We start from the raw sequence: 23,896 nt of genomic DNA, 5'->3' as shown, positions 1-23,896 counted from the left end.
ATGCCGGACGGTGCACGTCGGATGCACCAGCGCAAGGCTCTGCCACGGCAGTTGCGCCGCCCGTCAGGCGGCCTGTCAGGCGTGCTCAAGCGCTTTCAGATTCGTCTCAGAGAGTTTCGAGCGCCACGAAGGGAAGATGGCCATGGGAAAAACCCTGACCATGGAGCTCAAGAGAATGAAACTTCACGCAACCGCCCTGGCTGTCGCAGCCACCTTCGCTGTGCCGGGCTTTGCTTTCGCCGCCAACACCATCAACTTCAGCGGTGAAGTCACCGACCAGACCTGTTCGGCCGTGGTCGACGGCAACACCGACCCGACCGTGATCCTCGACAGCGTGCCGGTCAGCGCCCTGAACGGCACCGTCGGCCAGACCACCGGCGAGACCAGCTTCACCCTGCAGCTGACCGGTTGCGCCGCGCCCAGCGGTGCCGACGAGCACTTCACCACCCTGTTCCAGGCGACCAACGCCACCGCCTCCGGCAACCTCACCAACACCGCCTCCGGCGGCGCCACCGGCGTGGCCCTGCAACTGCTCGACGCCCCGGCCGGCAACCCGGTGAACCTGGCTGGCGGTGCGGCCGTGGCAGCCGGTGACATCGTCCTGGCCGATGGCGAGACCAGCGCCAGCTACGACTACGCCGTGCAGTACATCTCCGAAGCGACCACCGTGACTCCCGGCCCGGTACTCGGCTCGGTGACCTACACCCTGCGTTACGAGTGATATCCGCGGCACCGCCAGGTGCCGCTTCCCACTTCGCCACACGGCTCTGCACGAGCGGTGTGGCACCAAAGGTGAATCGGATGAATGCCCTCCCACTGCGCCCGCTTCGCGCGGCGACGCTTGCGCTCGCCCTGCTGGCATCCGTTACCGCCACGCTCGCACAAGCCAGCGTGGTGATTACTGGCACCCGCGTCATCTATCCCGGCGACGCCCGGGAAAAGACCGTGCAGATGACCAACAAGGATGGCTTCCCCAACGTCATCCAGGCCTGGATCGACGTCAACGATCCCGCCTCCACGCCCGATACCGCCAAGGCCCCCTTCCTGGTCAACCCGACGGTATCGCGCCTGGCACCCGGCAGCGGCCAGACCCTGCGAATCATCTATACCGGCTCCGGCCTGCCCCAGGACCGCGAATCGCTGTTCCATCTCAATGTGCTGCAGATTCCGCCGCGCAATGCCGCCAAGGCCGACCAGAACCAGATGCTGCTGATGCTGCGCAACCGCCTGAAGCTCTTCTACCGCCCGGCGAGCATCGCCGGTAGCCCGGAGCAACTGCCCGAGAAGCTGCGCTTTTCGCTGGTGCAGAACGGCAGCGCCTGGCGAGTGAAGGTGGAGAACCCCACCGGTTATCACGCCTCCTTCGGCGGTGCGACGCTCACTGTCGGCAATCGCCAGTGGACGCTCCAGCCGACCATGGTGACGCCGATGGGCGAGGCGCAGTGGCAGGCGGAGAAAGCCTCGGCTCTCCCCGCCGGCACAGCGAGTCTTTCCGCCCTGCTGATCAACGACTACGGCGCAAGAGTGGAACTTCGCCATGATCTGCCGCGTTGACCTCAGCCATGGACCGCTGCTGCCCTTCGCCCTCGGAACCCTGGCCATGGTGGTCGCGGGCCTGGCCCAGGGGGACGCGGACTACCGCTTCGACGACAGCCTGCTGATGGGCTCCGGCCTGGCCGGCGGCAGCCTGGAGCGCTTCAACCGCGCCGACCAGGTAGACCCCGGCACCTATCACGTCGACCTGTACCTCAACGGTCAATACGCCACCCGTGCCGAAGTGGAAATGCGCCAGCGCGGCGACCGCGCCGAGCCCTGTTTCAGCGAGCGCTTCCTGCGCCAGAGCCTGGGTGCGCGCCCGGCCCCGCTGGCCGGCAAGGACGACCAGGGCATCTGCCACTGGCTCTCCGAACGCCTGCCCGACTCGACCTGGAACCTCGACACCGCGCGCCTGCGCCTGGACCTCTCGGTGCCCCAGGCACTGCTCGACATCAAGCCGCGCGGCTACGTCAGCCCGGACGAGTGGGACGCTGGCAGCACCATGGGCTTCGTCAACTACGACGCCAACCTCTACCGTTCGAGCTTCGAAGGCTCCAGCAGCGGCGGCGATTCGGACTACGGCTACCTCGGCCTGAACGGCGGCGTGAACCTCGGCCTGTGGCGCCTGCGCCACCAGTCCAACTACACCTACTCCAGCTATGCGGGGAACACCCGCAGCGACTGGAACAGTATTCGCACCTACGCCCAACGCGCGCTCCCCGGCCTGCGCAGCGAACTGACCCTGGGCGACAGCTACACCGAGGGCAATCTGTTTGGCAGCATGGGCTACCGCGGCATGCGCGTGGCCACTGACGATCGCATGCTGCCGGACTCGCAACGCCAGTACGCACCACAAGTGCGCGGCACCGCGAACACCAATGCGCGGGTGGTCATCAGCCAGAACGGCCGGAAGATCCACGAAACCACCGTGGCGCCGGGCCCCTTCGTCATCGACGATCTCTACGGCACCGCCTACGACGGCGACCTGGACGTACAGGTGATCGAGGCCGACGGTAGCGTCTCGCGCTTCTCCGTGCCCTTCTCCGCCGTCCCCGAATCCATGCGCCCCGGCCTCTCGCGCTACAGCGCCACGGTCGGCCAGGCGCGCCAGTACGGCGACGGCAACGACCTGTTCGGCGACCTGACCTACCAGCGCGGCCTGACCAACGCCCTCACCGCCAACCTCGGCGCGCGCGTCGCCGAGGACTACCTGGCGCTGCTCGGCGGCGGCGTACTGGCAACGCCCTACGGCGCCTTCGGCATGAACACCACCTTCTCCAGCGCTACCGTGGAGAACAACCAGCGCAAACAGGGCTGGCGCGTCGGCCTGAACTACAGCCGGACCTTCCAGCCCACCCAGACTACCCTGACCCTGGCCGGCTACCGCTATTCCACCGAAGGCTACCGCGACCTCGGCGATGCCCTCTCGGCACGCGATGCCAGCGACCATGGCGACACCTGGGACTCGAGCAGCTACAAACAGCGCAACCAGTTCACCCTGCTGGTCAACCAGGGCCTGGGGCAGTACGGCAACCTCTACCTGTCCGGCTCCACCGCCGACTACTACGACGGCAAGAGCCGCGACAGCCAGCTGCAGGTCGGCTACTCCAACACCTGGCGACAGCTCAGCTACAACCTCTCCTATTCGCGCCAGCAGACCACCTGGTACCGCGACGTGAATGACGACTACGACCCGTCGCAGCCGCCGCAGTACAACCTGCAGCACGGCAGCAACCGCAACAACACCCTGACCCTGAGCGTATCGATGCCGCTGGGCTCCACCAGCCGTGCGCCGAACCTCAGCGCCATGGCCTCGCGGCGCTCCGGCGACACCAGCGGCAGCACCTACCAGACCGGCCTCAACGGCACACTGGGCGAAGACCGCACCCTGAGCTATTCGCTCTCCGCCGGGCGCGACAGCGAAGGCCAGGGCACCGACTTCAACGGCAGCCTGCAGAAGCAGACCTCGGTCGCCACGCTCAACGCCGGCTATGCCGAAAGCGCCAGCTACCGCCAGGTCAACGGCGGTCTGCGCGGCGCGGCGGTGCTGCACAGCGGCGGCCTGACCCTGGGCCCTTACGTTGGCGATACCTTCGCCCTGGTGGAAGCCAAGGGCGCCAGCGGTGCCGGTGTGCGCGGCGGCCAGGGTGCACGGGTCGACAGCAATGGCTACGCCGTGGTGCCGTCGCTTTCGCCCTACCGCTACAACCCCATCAGCCTCGACCCGCAAGGCATCGACGAGAACGCCGAGCTGGTGGAGACCGAACGCAAGATCGCGCCCTACGCCGGCGCTGCCGTGCGCGTCGAGTTCAAGACCCTCACCGGCCACCCGCTGCTGATCCAGGCCAAGCTGCCCGATGGCCAGCCGCTGCCGCTGGGCGCCGATGTGCTCGACGGCAACGGCGTGAACATCGGCATGGTCGGCCAGGGCGGGCAGGTCTATGCCCGTGCCGAAGGTGAGCAAGGCCGCCTGCGCGTGCAATGGGGCGAGCGGGCCGAAGACAGCTGCCTGCTCCCGTATGACCTGAAAGGCGCCGACCTCGACCAGGTGCTGGTGCGCCTGCAGGCCACCTGCCTACCGGAGGCTTCATGAACCCCATCCTGCGCAGCCTGCCGCTGCTCGCCCTGCTGCTTGCACCGAGCGCCTGGGCCACCTGCTACAAGGTCACCGCTGTCGGCAGCGCCACTACCACGTCCAACACCTCGATCCGCCCTGGCGAGGGCGTGGCCGGGGCCTGGCCCGGCGATGGCGCCTGCGACACCTGCAATGGCTCACTCGGCCTGCCCAGCGTGATCAACGTCAGCGATGCCAGTTTCCAGCCCGACGGCACCCTGATCGCCAGCGCCGTGTCACCCATCACCCAGTACGGAAACTCCGCCGGCTACGACGCCGAGCGCGTGTTTTTCCGCTGCGCACCGGGAGACGCGGTCTACGAGATGTTCTCCACCAACGCCGACGACCTCTACAGCGGCTGGTACCAGGGCGGCGACAGCGTGGGCAACTCCATCGGCCTGCAGTCCGCCTACCGCACCGCCTGGCCCAATGTGCTGCTGCGCCTAACCCACGTCGAAACCGGCCAGTACTTCACCGACGTCTGGCGCGAGCGCCAGCTCAGCGGGCTGGACATCGACTCGCGCGGTTTCCAGCTGGTCAAGGCGAAGAACCTCAGCGCAGTGCGCGCCGAACTCTTCAGGGCGCCGCTGGAGACCACCCAGGGTTATTCGCCGAATACGAAGTCGCAGCTGTATGGCCGCACCCAGCCCGCCGGCTACATCGCCATCAAGGGGCCGGGTCTGAACTACCCCACCGTCGGCCAGACCCACTACGCCAACTACAGCGGCTGGCATTACAACTGGCCGGGCGCCATCGGCCTGTACGGTGACGTGACACTCAAGCGCTACCCGACCTGCGCGGTCACCAATGTCACGCCGCACGTGGTGTTCCCGTCGATCTCCATCGGGGAGATCAACGCCGGGGCCAACCGCGAGATGCCCTTCCAGGTCGACTTCAAATGCCAGAGCGGCGTGCTCAGCAGCACCACCCCCAGCACCAGCCAATCGGGCACCAGTGGCACCGCACTGGGCATCAAGGTCTCCGCCGGCGCGCTGGCCGCCTCCTCCGGGCTCGGCTTGGTCAATGCCAGCGGTGGACTGTCCTACCTGGTCTCCGATCGCTACGGCGAACCGGGCATGGCCCAGGGCGTCGGCATCCGCCTGCTGCGCAACGGCAGTGCGATGAACCTGCTGGCCAGCGAGGATTCCGCCAACGGCAGCAACGCCGAGGCGCGTGGCTGGTACCCGGTAATCGGCAACGCCTCGAACAAGACCGGTGAAGTGGGCGGCATCTCCCAGTACAGCGAGACGTTCCGCGCTCGCCTGGAAAAGCTCAGCCTCGGCAGCATGCCAACCGTCACCCCTGGCCGCGTGGAAGCCACCGCGCAGGTGGTGATCCGTGTCCAGTAACTGGCTGCGCGCCGCCCTGCTCGGCCTCGCGCTGCTGGTCGGCGCCAATGCCCATGCCGGCGTCACCGCCGAACGCACGCGGGTGATCTTCGAGCAAGGCAAGCGCGAGGCCTCGCTGGCTCTGGTAAACCAGAACAGCTACCCGGTCATCGTGCAGACCTGGATCGACGATGGCGACCTCGACAGCGCACCGCAGACCGCCCAGGCACCGATCATGCCGCTGCCGCCGGTGTTCCGCCTGAACCCCGGCCAGCAGCGCAGCCTGCGCCTGCTGCATACCGGGGAAAACCTTCCAACGGACCGTGAGTCGCTGTACTGGCTCAACCTCTACGAGATTCCACCGCAATCCAACGAGCCCTTGGCCGAAGGGCAGTCGCGCCTCACCGTCACCCTGCGCACCCAGATGAAGGTCATCTACCGGCCGCACTCGCTGGCAAAAGACGCTGAAGAGGCTCCGCGCCAGCTGGTTTTCCGGCGGGCCGGCAATGCGGTGCAGGTGGAAAATCCCACCGCCTACTTCATCACCCTCGCCGGCGCCGAAGTACGCCAGGGCAACACCGGTTCGCCACTGCCGGCCGAACTGCTCCCGCCGTTTTCGCAGCGCACGCTGACACCCAGGCAAGGCTTGCCGGCGAACGCTGGAGAGGTGCGTTACCTGTGGATCGACGATGGCGGGAACAGCCAGCAGGGCGAGGCCGAGCTGCGCTGAGAGAGAGGCACCCGTCCGTGCCGGCTGACGCCATCGTTTGTTTCTGCACCGAACAGTCCCCTCTCCCGCTTGCGGGAGAGGGTTAGGGTGAGGGGCTCTTGGCAGGTACGGAGCCTCAGGAAGAGGACAGTTGGCCTACCATGGACTTCAGCATCGGGGCAGTTCGCGAGCAAGCTCGCTCCTACAGGCGCATCCTGGGCCCGGCTTACTGGAACAGATTGGCCATCACGCAGAACGTCAGCAGTGCCTGGTCGGTATCCACGTCCAGCTTGCGCATGGCGGATATCTTCTGCGCGCTCACGGTCTTCACGCTGCGGTTCAGGAGCAGGGCAATGTCGCGCACGCTCATCCCCGATACGAAATGGCGCAGCACCTCGTACTCCTTCACCGACAGGCTGGCGATGCGCCCCTCCACGTCATCCCCGCTGGCCATCACGCTGCTCGAGGACTGCATCCCCGGCCCACGGTAGATGCGGTCCTGCGACAGCGCCTTGAGCGCCACGAGGATCTCATTGAGGTCACCGTTCTTCAGGATCACCCCCGACACCCCCAGGTCGTAGAGGCTGGAGAGGATCAGCGGATTGGACAGCATGGTGAGGATCAGGATGCGCGTGTCGGGAAAGTTGCGCAGCAGGTACTCGATCAGCTTGATGCCGTCGCCATAGGTCTGGTCGCCCGGCATGTTGTAGTCGGTGATGACGATGGCCGGGCGCTGCTCGCGGTAGAGGCCCACCAGCTCGCTGGAGTTATGCGCCTCGCCGATCACCTCGAAGCGATCGTCCCTTTCGATCACCTCGCGAACGCCCATCAGGACGATGGGATGGTCGTCCGCTAGTGCCACTCTGACTTTTTCCATGAGTTTCTTGAGTCCCAACGTTTGCGATCGTCGGTCGGCCACAGGGCACGACCACTATTCCAGAGTAGCCCCGGTTACCGGACAGGCCCTCAGAGGCTGGCCAGGGCCGCCTCGATTCGTCCCAGCAGTATGGTCACCGCCGCGGACAGTTCCGGCCCGGCGGGCTGCGCGATCAGCGCCTCCTCCACCGCACCGCAGGCATCACTGAGCCCATGGGCCTGGACCACCGCCAGCGCGCCGCGCAGGCGGTGCACCTGCTGACGGACGGTGGCCAGGTCGCCGGCCTGCAAGGCATCGGTGACGCCCTGCATATCCTGACGCATGGTGCGCAGGAACAGGTCGCGCATCTTCTCCGACACCTGGATGGCATCCTCGGCCACCACTTCGGGCTCCGCCTCACCTGCCAGCCCATGCTCCACGGTATGCCCGCAAACCTTGAGCAGGCCATCGTGCAACGTGCGCAAGCTCATCGGCTTGACCAGCCAGGCGTTCATGCCCACCGCCATGCAGCGCTCACCTTCCTCGCGCAGGGCATTGGCGGTGACGCCGATGATCGGCAGCCAGCTGTCGTGCCGACGCAGCTCACCAACCAGTTCGTAGCCGTTCATCACCGGCATGTTCACATCGGTCAGCAGCGCGTCGAAGGCGCCGGGCGCCCAACGCTGCAGCGCCTCGCGACCATTGCTGGTGAGCGTGACACGGCAGCCCAGTTCCTCCAGCTGTTCCTTGAGCAGTGCCTGGTTGATCGGGTTGTCCTCGGCTACCAGCACCCGCAGGCCGAGCTTGCCCAGCCGGGCAACACGGGGCGCCTGCCGGGTGTCGCTGGCCTCGCCCCGCTGAGCCAGGCGCAGGGCCTGGGCGATGCCGGCCAGGTGGTAGAGGTTTACCTCCCAGCCTCGCGCACTGGCCTGTGGCTGCAAGCCAGCCTCGGCCAGCGCATGGACCCGGGAGCCGCCCCACAGTAGCTCATCGCCACCGGCTTCGAGCAGGTCCAGTAGCACCGCACCGGGTGGAGGCTCCGTCGGCAGTTCGTCCTGCACCAGCGCCGAGCCTCCCCAAGCATCAATCCACACACCCAGGTTCTGCGCCAGTTCCTTCACCGGCGACCGCACATAGACCGGTTGCGGCAACAGCGACTGACTGTCGGCCAGTGGCTGGGCGCGTTCCAGCACCGGCAGCGCCAGGGTGAAGGTGAAGCTGCTGCCCAACCCGGTTTCGCTGACTACTCGCAACTGGCCACCCATGAGCTGGCTCAACCGGGCGCAGATCGACAACCCCAGGCCAGTGCCGCTGACCGTGTGCTCATGGCCGTGGGCCTGGTAGAAGGGCTCGAAAAGACGTTGCTGCTGGGCGTCGGACATGCCTATGCCGGTATCCGTCACCTGCCACTGCAGGGCAACCTCGCCGGTCTCGCCGACCACGGTGCGCAAGCGCAATACCACGCGGCCGATGTCGGTGAACTTCAGCGCATTGCTCAGCAGGTTGGCGAGAATCTGCCGGATTCGCGCTGCATCGCCCCGCGTCAGGCCGGGGACGTTCGCCTCAATGCAGGCGTAGAGCTGCAATTGCTTGCCCTCGGCCACCCCGGCGTACCCGGCGACCACATCCTCGGCCAGCTCCAGCGGGTTGAACTCCACGACCTCCAGGGCCATCTGCCCGGCCTCGATCTTGGACACGTCGAGAATGTCGCTGATCAGTTGCAGCAGGGTCGAGGAAGAACGCTGGATCGTAGCGAGGTAGTCGCGCTGCTGGTGGGTCAGTTCGGTCAGCCCGAGCAACTCCAGCGTGCCCAGCACGCCGTAGAGCGGCGTGCGGATCTCATGGCTCATGGTGGCGAGGAACACCGATTTCGCTTCGCTCGCGGCATCTGCCGAGAGCTTGGCGTCGGCCAGCATCTGCTGCGCCTGCTTGTGCGCACTGATGTCGTTGAAAGCACAGAGCACCACGTTCTCGCCGCGATAGCGGGTCGGTGCGAAGCTGGCGTGCAATGCGCGGCCGTCCACTTCGAATACCAGCTCCCCCTCGCCCTCGCCGATCCTGTCGCTCAGGTCCCAGTCCCGGCTGATGCGGGTGATAGCCTCGGCATCGCCCAGCCACAGTTCGGCCAGGCGGTTCTGCATGACCACCTGGTGGCTGTCATGGCGCAGCACGCACAGCGCCACCGGCGCGGTCTGGATCACTGCGCGGCTGAAAGCGTCACTCTCGACGATCTCCAGGTGGGCGTGACGTGCCGGCTTGATCACCCGCCGCGAGTACCAGCTGATGGCGAACCAGCCTCCAGCGAGGCTGCCGAGGATCAGCGCCAGTCCGCCGAGGAACTGCCATTTGGCGTAGCGGAAGAAACTGGCGTAGCTCAGACGATAGAGGGCGGTCCAGCCGCCCGTGAACTCGCTGCGGACCTTGAACACCAGGCCGTCGACGCTGAAGTTCAGGCCCTCCTGATAGTCTTTCTCACCGCCGGAAAAATCGATCAGTACCTGGCCGGCGGGTGAGATCAGTTCCAGTTCGTCGAACACCGGGCGATCGAGCACCTGCTCCAGGTCGTTGATACGCCCCAGGTCGAGCAGCGACACCGCGACAACGCGACGATCCAGGTCGGATTCCCACCACAGCGCATCGGGCAGGTCGAGACTGACGTAGGCCAACAGCTCGCGAGTCGTGCCACCTGTGTAGGCCTGCGCCGGCGCCCAGTGCACCTGCGTGTCGCTGCGCTTGGGCGCGCGCTCTTCCAATGCTTCATGCACCCGTTCGATGACCCGCAGGTAATTGCCCCGTGTCAGTGGCCGCTGTCCACGGAAGTTGCCGATCGAGGGCACCGCCAGGCTGGTGGCTCCGTGAAGGTCGACGACCAGTACCTGTGGCGAAGGAAAGGACGAGGTGCTCCAGTAGCTGCTGTAGAAATTCGTCAGCATCACGCCAAAGGAGAAGGTGCCGGGCCGCTCCTGCGGGCTGGGGCGCATCAGTTGTGCCAGGGTGAAGGACATGGCGAAGGAGAACTCCCGGCCTTCGTGGATCTCCATGCCGTTTTCACGGATCAGCATGCGTCGCTGCAGCGGGACCACATCCAGGTCCTGGCGTTGGGTGGACTCGTCGCTCTGCTGGGCGACGCGGTTGAGGAAGGCCTCGTGCTCGTGGATGTCGCCCACCAACCGGCTGAAGTGGAAATACACCTTGTCGCGCTCTTCCTGCACCACCCGGCCGAGTGCCCAATAACATGCCCCCACCAGCATCAGGGTGAGGGAAACGGCGCACAGCAGCACAACGTTCAGGCGCAGCGAGGTGCTCGCCAGTTTACGAATCGAGCCGTTGTCGTGGTCCTTCATGCAAAGCATCCGGTGTCGCAAAAAATGGCGGCGGAGGGCCCGCCGGATACCAGCAGACTGTAGATGTGAGTATGGAATTAGGCGACCCGACAGCCCTGGACAGGCCGATGATCGCCCTTGCATCTGCCATGTGCCTGCCGTGGGTCAATGAGCCATGGCGGTGCGCTCCTGGAGCAGCTGGCGGGTGAATACGTCCTGCGGAACCGCCTCGGAAAACAGGAAGCCCTGGGCGCAATCACAGCGCAGCCGGCGCAGCAGGGCCAGCTCTTCCGGGTGCTCGACGCCTTCGGCGATCACCTCCAGGCCCAACTGCCGGCCGAGCTTGACGATACTCTCCAGCGCCGCCGCCAGCCCTTCGTCGTCCACGCAGCCATGCACCAGGGCGCGGTCGATCTTCAGTTCGGTGAACGGTGTGGAAACCAGGTTGTACAGCGAGCTGTAGCCCTGGCCGAAATCGTCCTGGGCAAGGCCGAAGCCCTTCATGCGCAGGCGGCAGGTGCCGGCGTAGTAGTTGGCCGGGGTCGCCGTGCTGCTGCATTCGAGCAGCTCGAAGACGATATGCGCCGGAACCCCGCCACGGGCTGCGACGAAGGCCGCGAGGCGATCCGGCAGGTCGGCGGCGTCGAGCAGGTGGGTCGGCAGGTTCACCGCCACCGACAGATGGAAGCCCAACTGGCCCCAGTCGGCCTGGGCCTGCAGCGCCTGTTCGAGCACCGTCCAGAGCAGCGCCTCGTCCAGCCCGGCAGCGGTCAACGCGGCCATGAAGCTGCCCGGTTGCAGCACGCCGTGTCGCGGATGCGCCCAGCGCACCAGCGCCTCTGCCGCGACGATGCGCCCGTCGATCAGCGAAGCCTTGGGCTGGAACCAGGCGCAGAACTGCCGCTGCTCCAGCGCGAGTTCCAGCTCTTCGCGGGTCGGCACGGGGATCGCTGGTGCGCGATGCAGCTCTGCGCGCTCCAGGCGTGAGACCAGCTTCTCCAGCAGACGGCGAACCACCGGCGCGCGGACAGGCTTGGCGATCTGCTCCAGCACGGTGATGCCATGGGCGCGTGCCACCATGCAGGCACTGCCCACCAGCGGGCGCGATGCTGAACTCATGATCGCCAGCAGCGGCGGATGGCTCAGTGCGGACAGCCGCTGGATCAGCTGTACGCCGTCCAGCCCCGGCATCATCAGGTCGCTGACCACCAGGTCGAAGCGCTCCTGCTCCAGCCAGCGCAGCGCTTCGGCGCCGTCCTCGGCAGCGCGCAGCTCCAGGGCGCCCTGTTCGCGGAACAGGTTGAGCAGGTATTCGCGCTGGAAGGGTTGGTCTTCGACGATCAGGATTCGCTGATGTCGCATGGCGGCACCTCCGCGGGCAGGCTGGTCAGGCATTGGCGCAAAGTGCGCAGGTCCACCGGCTTGAGCAGGCAGAGGTTCATGCCAGCGGCGAGGCAACGTTCGTTTTCCTCGTGCATGGCGTTGGCGGTAGCGCCGATGATCGGCCCGCGATAGCCGCGCTGGCGCAATGCGCGAGCCAGCTCATAGCCATTGAGATGGGGCATGTTGACGTCGGTGAGCACCACGTCGAAGGCATCCGGCTGCCAACGCGTGAGCGCCTGCCGGCCGTCGACGGCGAGCTCGACCATGCAGCCGAGGGTTTCCAGTTGGTCACGCAGGATCAATTGGTTGATCGGGTTGTCCTCCACCAGCAGTACGCGCAGGCCAAGGCCGATGTCGGGCAGGGCCTCGGCCAGCCGCGCCGCGTCTGCGCTGACACACCCCTGCGCCGCCGCCAGGGCGCGGCGCAGTCCCTCGAGGTTGTAGCGGCCCACATGCCAGTCGCAGCCTTCCTGGCGCGGCTGCTCGCCGCCCAGGTCGGTCACCAGCACCCGGCAGCCGCGCCAGGTGGGCAGCGGCGTGCGGTCGTGGGGGTTGAAGCGCAGGTCCAGCAGTACGCTGGTGGCGTCTTCCTCGACAGGCTGGTCGCAGGCCACCACCTGGGCCCGCGCTCCCCAGCGCGTGACCCAGCCGCAAAGGCTCTCGGCCAGCTCGCGGGTCGGCGCATGCACCCACACCATCGAATTGCACAGTCGGGGTTCGTTGCTGGCCTGCCGGTCCACGCATTGCAGGGGCAGGCTGAGGGAGAAGCTGCTGCCCAGGCCGACGTCGCTGACGACTCGCAGGTGCCCGCCCATCAGCTCGGTGAGGCGCTTGCAGATCGATAGGCCAAGGCCCGTGCCACCGGCCACGCGCGCGTGGCCGGAAACCTGGTAGAAGGCGTCGAAGAGGTGCGCCTGCTGGTCCTCGGGAATGCCGATTCCGGTATCCGCCACCTGCCAGTGCAGGGTGTCTTGCCAGCCCTCGCCCGGCTCCGAACGCACCCGCAGGACGATGCGCCCGCTATCGGTGAACTTCACCGCGTTGCTCAGCAGGTTGTTGAGGATCTGGCGGATGCGCGTAGCGTCGCCCAGAACCCGCTCGGGCATCTGCGAATCGCAGCAGGCATAGATCTGCAGGCCCTTGGCGCGGGCGGTGGCGGCATAGGACTGGACCGTGTCCAGGGTCAGCTCCAGCGGCGAGAACTCCACCGGTTCCAGGCCCAGTTGACCGACCTCGATCTTCGATACGTCGAGCACGTCGCTGATCAGTTGCAGCAGGGTCGACGACGAGCGCTGGATCGCGCGCAGGTAGCCGGACTGCTGATGATCCAGCGCCGTGCGGCCGAGCAGCTCCAGGGTACCGAGCACGCCGTACAGCGGTGTGCGGATTTCATGGCTCATGGTCGCCAGGAACAGCGTCTTGGCCTCGTTGGCGGCGTCGGACAAACGCTTGGCTTCGGCCAGCGCGGCTTCGGTCTGCTTGCGTGCGCTGATGTCGCTGAAGGCGCAGCACAGCACTTCCTCGCCCTTGTAGCGGGTCGGCGTGTAGCTCAGGTAGAGATGGCGCCCGGTGTGGGTTTCCACCTCCTCAGAACCACCCTTTTCACCGCTGTTGAAACCCCGCTCCAGCCAGCCGTGGCTCCAGTAGCGGCGCTCGTCGCCACTGCCGAGCCATTGCTGGGCAAGACGGTTCTCCAGCACCACCTCGGCGTCGTTGCGGCGCAGCACGCAGAGCGCCACCGGCGCAGTCTGGATCATCGCGCGGGAGAAGCCTTCGTTCTCCACCAGGGCATTGAGACGGTGCTGCGCCGGGTCGATCAGGCGCCGGTTGATACGCCGGCACATACCCCAGACCAGCAGCGAGCAACCCAGCAGGAAAGCCAGCGCGCCGAACAGGCGCGGCCAGAGCGGCATCAGCAGGTCAGAGAGGTTGAAGTAGTAGACCAGCGACCAGTCGGAACTGCCCAGGTGCTTGAGCAGCGCCAGGTGGCTGGGAATCAGCCCGGACCCGCTGAAGGCGAAGTTATCCCCAACCCAGAGGTCGCTGAACTGCAGGCCGAGCTGTGGCGTCACGGCGCTACCGAGGATCGCCCGGTGATCGCGGTCCAGCAGCAGGAAGCGCCCGGCCTCGGGCACACCGAACGCGGCGGCGAGGTCAGCACCGAACAGTTCCAGCCCCAGCCAGCCGTTGTCGCTTTCGCTGGTCACGCGGGTGAACAGGTACTGCCGGGACTGCGGATCGGTCGGATCGGCGAGCCAGCGCACCTGCAGCTCCTCCTTCGGGGTGCCGGACTGGCCCAGCGCCTCCAGCACCGAGGGCGGCACCACGGCATTGAGCGCGGGCGCACCGTACAGGCGAGTGACGGCCCGCTCCGGCCCCGGAGAGACATAGATCAGGTTCAGCCGCTTGGCTTCCATCTCCGACAAGTCGCGGCCGGACAGTGCCAGGCTCCAGTCGGAGCGCGGTTCGCCCAGCGTAACGAACACCTGCTCATGGGGTGACACCGGTACGTTCAGCTGGCGCCACTGGACCACGGGCTCGCGGGCCTTCCAGGTTACCCCCCGGCTGATGTGCTCCAGCAGCGACTCGCGCTGGCCAAGGTAGTCCTGGGCCTCGTACATGGCCGCATTCATCTGCCGGCGCAGCTGCGAGACCTCGGTGTTGAAGCTCGCCGCGATAAACAGGCTGAGGGTGAAAAACAGGCAGGCGATCACCACCCAGGCCAACAGACGAAGGAGCTTTCGGGCCGCCTTCGGGGTAGAAAAGGACGAATCCTGGGGGCGAAGGAACTGCTTGAGTTTCATGCCCGCCAGCCTGGCGAAAAGCGGGCCAGGCGGACATCAGACAAATCTAAAAAGCATCGAATCGGGAGCGACCACTCAGAACCCGTGTCTGCGCCCGTCAGCCGCCCAGCAACCCACTGGCCCGCTGCACCCGCCGCTCCGTGGCCGCCTCCAGCACCTGCCAGCCGCGCCCGGCGCTGGCCAGGGTGAACCACTTCCGCGCGCGGGTAATGCCGGTGTAGACCAGCTCGCGGGTGAGGATGGGGTTGAGGCTGTCGGGCAGCAGCAGCGCGGCGTGGGTGAACTCCGAGCCCTGGGACTTGTGCACCGTCATGGCGAACACCGTTTCCACCGCCTGCAGGCGGCTCGGCAGGATCCAGCGGATGGCGTCGGTGCCATCGCCCGCCGGGAAGGCCACGCGTGCCACCCAGCGCACCGAGCCATCCTCGGCCGTCTGCGGCAACGCCAGGGTGATGCCGATATCGCCGTTCATCAGGCCCAGGCCGTAGTCGTTGCGAGTAACCAGCACCGGCCGACCGGCGAACCAGCCGTTCGCCGAAGGAACCAGCCCTTCGCGTTGCAGCAGCTCGCCGATCAGCGTGTTCAATCCTTCCACGCCCCAGGGCCCGCGACGCAATGCGCAGAGCAGCTGGAACTGGCCATGGGCTTCCAGCACCTTCCTTGCCCAGGCATCCAGTGCGTCCTGAGTGGCGTTGTCCGCCGGGCGCGAGCCGCTGACCACGCGCAGGTAGTGGGCGTAGCCGACCGGGCCGAAGAGGTCGCCGCCTCGCCCGCCGTCGATCACCAGATCGCGCAGGCTGCGGGTTTCCTGGGCATCCACGGCGATACGGGCGAGATCTTCATGTTGCGCTTTCCACACCTGGCGCAACGCCGGGATATCGCCGGCATTGACCGCTTCGGCCAACTGGCCGATGCCACTGTCGGCGCTGAAGCGGTGGCTGTGACGGAGCATGGCCACGGCCTGGTCGAGGTCGCTGCCGGCGCTGTCGATCAGCATGTCGTCGACGGCTTCGCCGGCCACGGCTTGCAGCCAGTCGCGGGTGGCCGGGCGGTAATGGCCCTCACGGGCGCGGCTGCACAACTCGCCCAGCACCGCGCCGGCTTCCACCGAGGCCAACTGGTCTTTGTCGCCCAGCAGGATCAATCGCGCGCGCGGCGGCAGAGCGGCAAGCAGCGAGGCCATCATTTCCAGGTCGACCATCGACGCTTCGTCCACCACCAGCAGCTCCAGCGCCAGCGGGTTGCCGGCGTGGTGGCGGAACTGGCGGCTGTCCGGGCGGCTGCCGAGCAGGCGATGCAGCGTGGTGACTTCGGTGGGGATCGCCTCACGCGCGGCTTCGCCATTGGCCAGGCCGGAGAGGTCGAGGCGCTGCACGGCGCCAGCGATGGATTCGTTCAGGCGCGCAGCGGCCTTGCCGGTGGGCGCGGCGAGGCGAATGCGCAGCGCTCTTCCGCCCTCCTCCAGCGCCAGGCTTTGCAGCAGGGCGAGCAGCTTCACCACGGTGGTCGTCTTGCCGGTGCCGGGGCCGCCGGTGACGATACCGAAGGCGTTGCCGGCGACCAGTGCGCAGGCAAGCTTCTGCCAGTCCGCCCCCTGGCTCGTCTGAACATTGCCGGGCTTCTTCGGGAACAACGCATCCAGCGCCCGGCGCAGCTGGGCGGCGGGCAAGGCGGCCCGCAGCGCCTCACCCTGCTTCAGGCGCTGGTCGATACCAGCACGCACTTCCCGTTCGTACTGCCAGTAGCGGCGCAGATACAAGCGGCGCCCGGACAACACCAGCGGCGTCTCGCCCGGCCCGTCACCGACCAGGCGCGGATCGTTCAATACGGCGCGCCAGGCATCGAGATCGAAGCCATCGAGCAGCACACCGGGCAGCTCCGGCGCGTCCCTGGCGGAGTCGCCTTCGGGCGGCAGCGACAGGGCGAAGCGGCTGTCGGCCAGGGTCGCATCCAGGTCGAGGCAGACGTGCCCACGGCCGAGCTGGTGGCTGGCCAGGGCGGCGGCGAGAATCAGCAGCGGATGGGCATCCGGCGCGCGCTCGACGAGGAAGGTCGCGAAGGCACGGTCCAGCTCGCGCAGCCAGCCGCGCTCAGCCCAGCGGCCGATCAGTTCGAGCATTTCAGTGGTGCTCTTCATGCCGGCACCTCCGCGCGGAACAGGCGGTCCAGCTCATCCATCAGCGCCTTCGGCGGGCGTTCCAGGTACATGCCCTGGGTCGCTGAGGAACTGCCGCGCAGGAACAGGTACATCGCGCCTCCGATGTGGCGGTCGTAGTCGTAGTCGGGCAGGCGCGCCTGCAACAGCCGGTGCAGGGCGAACAGGTAGAGCGCGTACTGCAGGTCGTAACGATGCTCCAGCAAGGCTTCGCGCAACGCCTCCTGCGTGTAGGCCTCATCGTCGGCGCCCAGCCAGTTGGATTTGTAGTCGGCCACGTAGTAGCGGCCTTCGTGTTCGAACACCAGGTCGATGAAGCCCTTGAGCATGCCGTTGAGCAGGTTCGCCTGCAGCGTCGGCCGCGCCACGCCGCCGAGGGTATGGCGGATCACGGCGGCATCCAGGCGCTGGCTGTCGACGTTGCGGGTGGCGAACCAGAACTCCATTTCCTTCTGGAACGTCGCCAGGCCGGCGAGGCTGACCGGCGTTGCATCGGGCACCCGGAAAGCCGTGCGCAGGTATTGCCCGAGCCAGCCGGTGAGCGGTTCGATCCACTCCTCCCAGCCGCGCAGGGCACAGCGCCGGGCGATCTGGTCACGCAGCGGTTCTTCATCGACGTCGAAGTTTTCGTCGGCGGCCCACTCCAGCAGGCCATGGAGGAAGCTGCCGGGGTTCGCGCCGCGGGGGAAGGCATGCAGGCTGAAAGGTGCCGGCACGACTTCCACCTCGCGCAGGTCTTCCAGGCTGCTTTCGCGCAACAGGTCTTCACTCGCGCTGATCGGCTCATCGGCAGCCGGCGCGGGGGCGATGTCGCTGTCGTCCTCGGTGGCCAGCGTCGCCAGGGCGGAGTAGCTGGCGATCCACCATTTCTCCGCCACCCGGCGGCGCGGCTCACGGGCGGCGCCCAGCTCACCGGCCTGAACGCCGACGAAGAGCTCAGTGCCGATCTCCGGCGCCGGCTCCAGGGCGATCTCCAGCGCTCCTGCCTGCAACTCGGCCAGACGCGTGGTCACCTCCTCGACGCTCAGCGCGTTGCCGCCACCGAGCAGGTAGCCCATGGCGCCCTTGTGCAGCTCCGGGCTCTTGCTGTTGCTCATCACCAGCGGCGCCATGCCCAGCCATACGGCGTGGCGTGCGCGGGTCAGTGCCACGTAGAGCAGGCGCATGTCCTCGCTCAGGCGCTCGTCGTTGGCCTGCTGGAAGGCCGCCTTGGCCTGCTCCTTGTCGCGGGACAACTCGACGACCCGCGATTCGCCGGACTGGAAGCTCGGCGGCGTGCCGCTCTTGCCGTCCAGCTCGCGCCAGGTGCAGATGAAGGGCAGCAGCACCAGCGGGTATTCCAGGCCCTTGGACTTGTGGATGGTCACCACCTTGATCAGGTCGGCGTCGCTTTCCAGGCGCAGGATTTCTTCGCTCGTCGGGCTCTCCAGCTGTTCGGCGAGCACTCGCAGCAGCGCATGTTCGCCGTCCACTTCCACAGCCTCGCGCTGCAGCCATTCGGCCAGGTGCAGCAGGTTGGTCAGGCTGCGCTCGCCATCGGTCTCGCGCAGCAGTCGCGCCGGCAGGGCGAAGTCGGCGAGCAGGCGGCGCAGCATCGGCAGTACGCCCTGCTGTTGCCAGAGCAGGCGATAGTCACGGAAGCGCAGCACCATGGCTTCCCAGAAGCGCTCGTCCTGGTTCAGCCGCTCCAGGGTCGCCCAGTCCAGCGCCAGGCTGCGGGTGGCCAGGGCGATGCGCAGGGCGCCATCGTCGCCGGGGTCGGCGCAGGCGCGCAGCCAGTGCAGCAGGTCGACGGCCTCGGGGCTGTCGAACACCGAATCGCGGTCGGACAGGTAGACGCTGGCGAGCCGGCGCCTGGCCAGTTCGCCGCGGATAGCCTCGGCCTCGCTGCGACCGCGCACGAGGATGGCGATGTCCGCCGGGCGCAACGCGCGCCACTGCCCCTCGGCATCGCGGAAGCCGCTCTGTGCGGAGCTCAGCCAGCGCTGGATGGCGCTGGCGCTGCGCGCGGCCATCTCCTGGCGATACAGCGTGGAGCCACAGACCTGGCCGTCGTTGTCCAACTGCCAGAAGGTCATGGCCGATGCTTCGGCACCCTCGAGCAGCAGCGTCTCGTCACGCCCGCGTGCGCCGACTTCGAGGAAGGGCACGGGGTTTTCCTGCCCTTCCACCGCGAAGCGGAACGCCGCGCGCGGATGACTTTCGGCGAAGAGGAAACAGCGGTTGGCCGCTTCGACCATCGCCAGCGTGGAGCGGTAGTTGGTGCCCAGCGTGTAGTGGCGCCCGGCGGTGGCGGCGCGGGCGCGCAGGTAGGTGTGGATATCGGCGCCACGGAAGGCATAGATCGCCTGCTTGGGATCGCCGATCATGAACAGACCGAGGTTCCGAGGGTTCTCGGCGATGCGGTAGACGCGCTCGAAGATGCGGTACTGCAGCGGGTCGGTGTCCTGGAATTCGTCGATCAGCGCCACCGGGAACTGCTCGCGGATACGCTCGGCCAAGCGCTCGCCGCCACTGCCGGCGAGGGCACGGTCGAGGCGAACCAGCAGGTCGTCGAAGCCCAGCTCGGCGCGTTTCTGCTTTTCCGCTTCGAGGTTCTGCCGCACTTCATTCAGCGCATGCAGCAGCAGTTGCGGGGCGATCTCCGGGCGTTGCTCGGCGCGCTCGACCCAGGCGTCGATGGCCAGCAACGCAGGGTGTTCCGGCACCACGGCCTTGGCCTTCACCTTGATCCGCGTCTGGCCGAACTTGGCCAGATTGTCCGGCGCATCGGCGCCCTCGCTCCAGGCATCGAGCGCTTCGATCCAGCCGGCAAAGACACTGTCGTCATCCTTGCCGCGATAACTGTTGCCGTTGAGGTCGCCACGCAGGTTGCGCAGCAGCTCGGCGACGCCGGCGCGGTCCGCCGCCCAGGCTTCGCGGGCGCGTGTCTCGGCGGCATCGAGTTCGTCGTAGAACTGGCCGGTGGTCTCCAGCAGCTCGCTGAGGGAGGCCGGGGCGGTCAGCGGTTGATCGGCATAGCGGAATCCGGCTTCCTGCGCCGCCAGCAGCGGTTGCAGGGCACGGGCCAGCGCTTCGGGGCCGGCGTAGCAATGGCGGACGGCGTTGGCCGCCGCCACATCCAGCGGGTAGAAGTTGCGCCGCCAGTAGTCACGCACCGCTTCGGCGAGCAGTTCGCTCTGGTCGGCAGCGAGGTCCTGGGTGAACAGGCTGCCGCTGTCGAAAGCGTGCTCGCGCAGCATGCGGTAGCACCAGCTGTGGATGGTCGAAACGGCAGCCTCGTCCATCCATTCGGCAGCCAGGCGCAGCAGGCGTGCGCAGCCGGGCCAGCGCTCAGGCACATAGCTGTCGCGCAGCTTCACCAACAGGCCGTCGTGCTTCTGCTCGGGCTCGGCGAAGCAGCGCGCGGCCTCGCCCAGGCGCGCACGGATGCGTTCACGCAATTCCTGGGTCGCGGCTTCGGTGAAGGTCACCACGAGGATTTCCGGTGGGCTCAATGGCCGGCCAAAGGCAGCCTGTTCGCCGCCATGGTCGAGGACCAGGCGCACGTAGAGCAGCGCAATGGTGAAGGTCTTGCCGGTGCCGGCGCTGGCCTCGATCAGCCGGCTGCCATGCAGCGGGAATTCGAGAGGGTTGAGCTCGACTGCGCTCATGCTTCCGCCTCCTTGCGCTGCAGAATCGCGAACAGCGGCCCGTACAAGGCCTCGGCCCAGGCGGCGAACTCCTCGCTCGCATTGAGCGTGGCGAAATCCGGGTAGACCCGCGCCAGCGCCGCCGACGAAGCAGCCTCGCCACTCAGGTTGAAGCCGCCGTCATAGCGTTTGGCGGCTTCGCGGGCGGCACGTTCCTCATCCTCTCCGGCGGCCAGCCAGGCGAAGGCGGCCTTGCATGCCACCGGCAGCGGGCGGCTCATGCCCAGGAACCACGCGTCCAGCAGCGCGTCCAGTTCGGCGCGCGCTTCCTGCGCCGGCAGCGGCGGGAACTCCAGGGTGCCGGTCAGGCCGACCAGCACGCTGGTCACCGGCTCGCCGCACAGCTGCAGCGCGAGATGGCGCACCCAGGGGCGCACCAGCCCGTGCCATTTGTAGCCTTTGCCCTCGTGAAGCTTGCCGCTGACCAGTTGCAGGCTGGCGAGCTGGCCATCGGCGTTGCGACGCAGCCCACCGAGCCAGTCGGCCAGTTCGATGCCGGCATGCTCGTGGTTGAGCTCGCGCTGTTCCTCTTCCACCTGCGACCAGTGCTCCAGCTGTTCGCGGTAGCGGGCCAGCAGGTCATGCAGCGGCGCCACCAGCGCCTGGGCGGAGAAGTCGCCGAAGGCCGCCAGCGGCAGCCGCCCTTCGCGGCGCAGGCGTTCGACCTGGCCGTTGAGTTGCGCGGCCAGTTGATCGGCCTGCCAGTTCTGCTCGACCCACGGGCGCAGGCGCTCGCAGAGTTCGAATTGCAGCTGCCAGACGTCCAGCCCGTTCAGCTCGAAGGGCTCTTCGTCCTGGCCGGTCAGTTGCTCCTCGGCAAAGCGCACCTTGAGGCGCTGCAGGAAGAAGGCGCCGACCGGGTTGGCGAGGAAATCGGCAAGCACACGCAGGCCGATGGGCGCATCCAGCGCGAGCGGCGGCAGCGGCGCTGCATCGGTTTCGCCGTGATGTTCGCGGTGCACGTCACGCCACTCGCGGGCGTAGGTGTAGAGGCCATCGACACCGTGCGCGGATGGCGCATCGAAATAGGCGCGGCTGAAAGGCTGCAGTGGATGCTCCAGGGTCAGGCCGTGCAGCAGGTCGCCGCCTTCGGCGTTGTGCCAGCCCGCGGCGAGGTGGTCGCGCAACTGGCCGACCAGCACCGACGGCGGCCGTTCGCTGTTGTCACGGATGCTTCGGCCGACCCAGCTGACGTAGAGCTGGCGGCGTGCCGAGAGCAGCGCTTCGAGCAGCAGGTAACGGTCGTCCTCGCGGCGCGAGCGGTCGCCGGGGCGGTAGTCGTTGCGCATCAGGTCGAAATCCAGCGGCGACTGCGGGCGCGGGTAGTCGCCGTCGTTCATGCCGAGCAGGCAGACCAGCTGGAAGGGAATCGCGCGCATCGGCATCAGGGTGCAGAAGCTCACCGCACCGGCGAGGAAGCGCTGGTTCAGGCCGCCTGCGTCCAGGCCACCGAGCCAGGCCTCGCGCACCACCGAAAGCGGCAGTGGATCGCTGAAGCCAGCGTGGCCGCAGGTCTCCAGCCAGCCCTCAAGCAGTTGCAGGAGTTGCTGGCGCAGCAGTTCATCGTGGTCATCGGTGACCTGGAAGAAGTCTTCCAGCAGGGTGCGCAGGCGCTGTACCCAGATAGTGGGGGCCGCTTCCTCGGCGAGCAGGTCGCAGGCCTTTTCCAGCGCGCCGAGCAACCCGGCCAAGGGACCGAGCGCGGCGGCGTCGAGCCCGCCGATTTCCGCGTAGGGCTGGATGCCCTGGAAGGCCTCGCCCTCGCCCACCGCAAAGCCCAGCAGCATGCGCCGCAGGCCGAAACGCCAGCTGTTGGCCTCGGCGGCGGAGGGCAGGCCAAGGCGTTCGCGCTGCTGGCCGTCGAGGCCCCAGCGCACTCCGGCGCCGTCGATCCAGCGGCGCAGCAGCGGCAGGTCGGCGTCGGCCAGGCCGAAGCGCGCGCGCACGGCGGCGACGTCCAGCAGGTCGAGGATTTCACTCACGGCAAAGCGGCTGTCGGGCAGCCGCAGCAGATGTTCCAACGCCACCAGCAGCGGCTCGCGGCCGCGCTGGCCCTGGTCGGCCAGGGTGTAGGGGATGAAACGTTTGTCGTCGCGCGGCAACTGGCCGAACACCGCTTCGATGTGCGGCGCGTAGGGGTTGATGTCCGGGACCATGACGATCACGTCGCGCGGGCGCAATGTCGGGTCGGCGTCGAAGCGGGCGAGCAGTTGGTCGTGGAGGATTTCCACTTCGCGCTGGGCGCTGTGGGCGACGTGGAAGCGCACCGAGTCGTCGGCCTGCGGGTCGACCGCCGGCCAGTACTCGCGGGTTTCGTTGATCGGCCGCAGTTCGAGGATGTCGTCCTGCAGCTGGCCGAGCAGGTTCGTCGGCTCGACCTCGCTGAACAGGTCGATACGCCCATTGCTCACCGCGCCCAGGCGCGCGCGGTAGGTTTCCGGGTCGTCGTACTGGTCGAGCAGGTTGATGTAGTCGCGCCCCTGCTTGCCCCAGGCGGCCAGCAACGGCTGGGCGTACTGGTGCTGCTGGTCGTCGGAGAGCAGTTCCGGGGTGCCGGCGCGGCGGCGCTGGCGGCGGTACTCGTGGCGCAGCAGGTCCTTGTCGGCGACGATGTCGGCCCAGTGGTGGCGGCAGGGGTTGTGCACGCAGAGCAGTACCTGGGCGTGGCGCGCCAGCACGGCAAGCGCCTCGACGGTCTGCGCGGGCATCGCGGAGATACCGAACACCACCACGCGGCGCGGCAATCCCGGCAGCGGGTTCTCGGCGGACTTGAGCTTCTGGATGAAGCGGCCATGCACGCCGGCACGGCTGGTAGCCAGGCCCTCGGCGCCGACGTCGTCGAGCAGCGCGCGCCACAGGGCGGCCTGCCAGCGGCTGTCAGCGTCCAGTTCCTTGACGGTGCCGTTGGCCAGACGCAGCTGGTCGACACCGCGGCTCCAGTCCTCCAGCCAGTCGGCGCGGTACACCTGGTACTGGTCGAACAGGTCGGCCAGGCGCTCGGCCAACTGGTGGCGCTTGCGCAGGTCGGCATCGTCGGCGAGGAAGCGCTGCAGGGTGGCGAACTCGCCCTGCTCCAGCAGGGTCGGCAGCAGGCGCATCAGGCGCCAGGTCAGCGGGCCCTTGTCGAGTACCGAGACCTCGGGGATTTCGTCGCGCCCCAGCGCACCGCGATAGGCGCGCCAGAGGAACTGCGCCGGCAGTTGCACGTCGAGCGCGGCGGTGACGCCACAACCGCCCTCCTCCACGTCACGCCCCAGCGCCAGCTTCAGCCACTGGGCGATGCCGTTGCTCTGCACCAGGATGACTTCGTTCTCCAGCGGCGCGAGCGGATGCAGGCTCATCCACTGCACCAGCAGGTCGCGCAGCGCTTCCGGATGGTTGCCGTGGATCACCATCAGGCCGGGGGTCAGTCGCTGCTCGCTCATCGGATCTCCTGGGTCGGGCGGGCAGCCATTGCCCACGTCTTGCGACAGGCATTTCACCAAAAGCGAACACA

At 67.5% G+C, this 23,896-nt stretch carries 12 protein-coding genes; 5 read left to right on the top strand and 7 right to left on the bottom strand.

Going from position 1 to position 23,896, the window contains the following annotated elements:
- Nucleotides 1-175: 175 nt before the first annotated feature.
- The 5 genes from RS899_RS02305 (at nucleotide 176) to RS899_RS02285 (ending at nucleotide 6,208) form a co-directional block, all read left to right on the top strand.
- Nucleotides 176-721, top strand: a complete 546-nt coding sequence (locus RS899_RS02305) for a fimbrial protein (protein ID WP_233299287.1) — start codon at nucleotides 176-178, stop codon at nucleotides 719-721.
- An 80-nt stretch (nucleotides 722-801) separates the two neighbouring features.
- On the top strand, nucleotides 802-1,554 hold the full coding sequence (locus RS899_RS02300) for a fimbrial biogenesis chaperone (RefSeq protein WP_054906536.1): 753 nt from the start codon (nucleotides 802-804) through the stop codon (nucleotides 1,552-1,554).
- On the top strand, nucleotides 1,538-4,129 hold the full coding sequence (locus tag RS899_RS02295; protein WP_315808986.1) for a fimbria/pilus outer membrane usher protein: 2,592 nt from the start codon (nucleotides 1,538-1,540) through the stop codon (nucleotides 4,127-4,129). The genes RS899_RS02300 and RS899_RS02295 overlap by 17 nt, the downstream gene beginning before the upstream one ends.
- Nucleotides 4,126-5,499 (top strand): fimbrial protein, encoded by a 1,374-nt coding sequence (locus RS899_RS02290; RefSeq protein ID WP_315808985.1) that lies wholly within the window; start codon nucleotides 4,126-4,128, stop codon nucleotides 5,497-5,499. The genes RS899_RS02295 and RS899_RS02290 overlap by 4 nt, the downstream gene beginning before the upstream one ends.
- Complete coding sequence (locus tag RS899_RS02285; RefSeq protein WP_054906538.1) at nucleotides 5,489-6,208, top strand: fimbrial biogenesis chaperone; 720 nt, start codon at nucleotides 5,489-5,491, stop codon at nucleotides 6,206-6,208. Before RS899_RS02290 ends, RS899_RS02285 begins: the two co-directional genes overlap by 11 nt.
- Before the next feature lie 205 nt (nucleotides 6,209-6,413).
- On the opposite strand, the gene RS899_RS02280 is transcribed toward RS899_RS02285, so the two are convergent.
- The 7 genes from RS899_RS02280 to recC form a co-directional block, all read right to left on the bottom strand.
- Complete coding sequence (locus RS899_RS02280) at nucleotides 6,414-7,064, bottom strand: response regulator (RefSeq protein ID WP_054906539.1); 651 nt, start codon at nucleotides 7,062-7,064, stop codon at nucleotides 6,414-6,416.
- Between the two features lie 89 nt (nucleotides 7,065-7,153).
- Nucleotides 7,154-10,387 (bottom strand): hybrid sensor histidine kinase/response regulator, encoded by a 3,234-nt coding sequence (locus RS899_RS02275; protein WP_315808984.1) that lies wholly within the window; start codon nucleotides 10,385-10,387, stop codon nucleotides 7,154-7,156.
- Between the two features lie 144 nt (nucleotides 10,388-10,531).
- On the bottom strand, nucleotides 10,532-11,728 hold the full coding sequence (locus tag RS899_RS02270) for an EAL domain-containing response regulator (RefSeq protein ID WP_054906541.1): 1,197 nt from the start codon (nucleotides 11,726-11,728) through the stop codon (nucleotides 10,532-10,534).
- Nucleotides 11,707-14,553: an ATP-binding protein gene (locus tag RS899_RS02265; RefSeq protein ID WP_054906542.1), complete on the bottom strand. Its 2,847-nt coding sequence runs from the start codon at nucleotides 14,551-14,553 to the stop codon at nucleotides 11,707-11,709. The genes RS899_RS02270 and RS899_RS02265 overlap by 22 nt, the downstream gene beginning before the upstream one ends.
- A 97-nt stretch (nucleotides 14,554-14,650) precedes the next feature.
- Nucleotides 14,651-16,690 carry an exodeoxyribonuclease V subunit alpha gene (recD, locus tag RS899_RS02260; protein WP_315808983.1) on the bottom strand — a complete coding sequence of 680 codons (2,040 nt, stop codon included), beginning with the start codon at nucleotides 16,688-16,690 and terminating at the stop codon, nucleotides 14,651-14,653.
- Nucleotides 16,687-20,361 (bottom strand): exodeoxyribonuclease V subunit beta, encoded by a 3,675-nt coding sequence (recB, locus tag RS899_RS02255; RefSeq protein WP_315808982.1) that lies wholly within the window; start codon nucleotides 20,359-20,361, stop codon nucleotides 16,687-16,689. Before recB ends, recD begins: the two co-directional genes overlap by 4 nt.
- On the bottom strand, nucleotides 20,358-23,825 hold the full coding sequence (gene recC / locus RS899_RS02250; protein WP_315808981.1) for an exodeoxyribonuclease V subunit gamma: 3,468 nt from the start codon (nucleotides 23,823-23,825) through the stop codon (nucleotides 20,358-20,360). Before recC ends, recB begins: the two co-directional genes overlap by 4 nt.
- Nucleotides 23,826-23,896: the final 71 nt, after the last annotated feature.

Origin of the sequence: Pseudomonas sp. C9-3 (assembly GCF_032392015.1) — a bacterium.
Lineage (GTDB): Bacteria > Pseudomonadota > Gammaproteobacteria > Pseudomonadales > Pseudomonadaceae > Pseudomonas > Pseudomonas nitroreducens.
The sequence above is the reverse complement of the archived record's forward strand: the minus strand, read 5'-3'. Positions and strand labels throughout refer to the sequence as shown.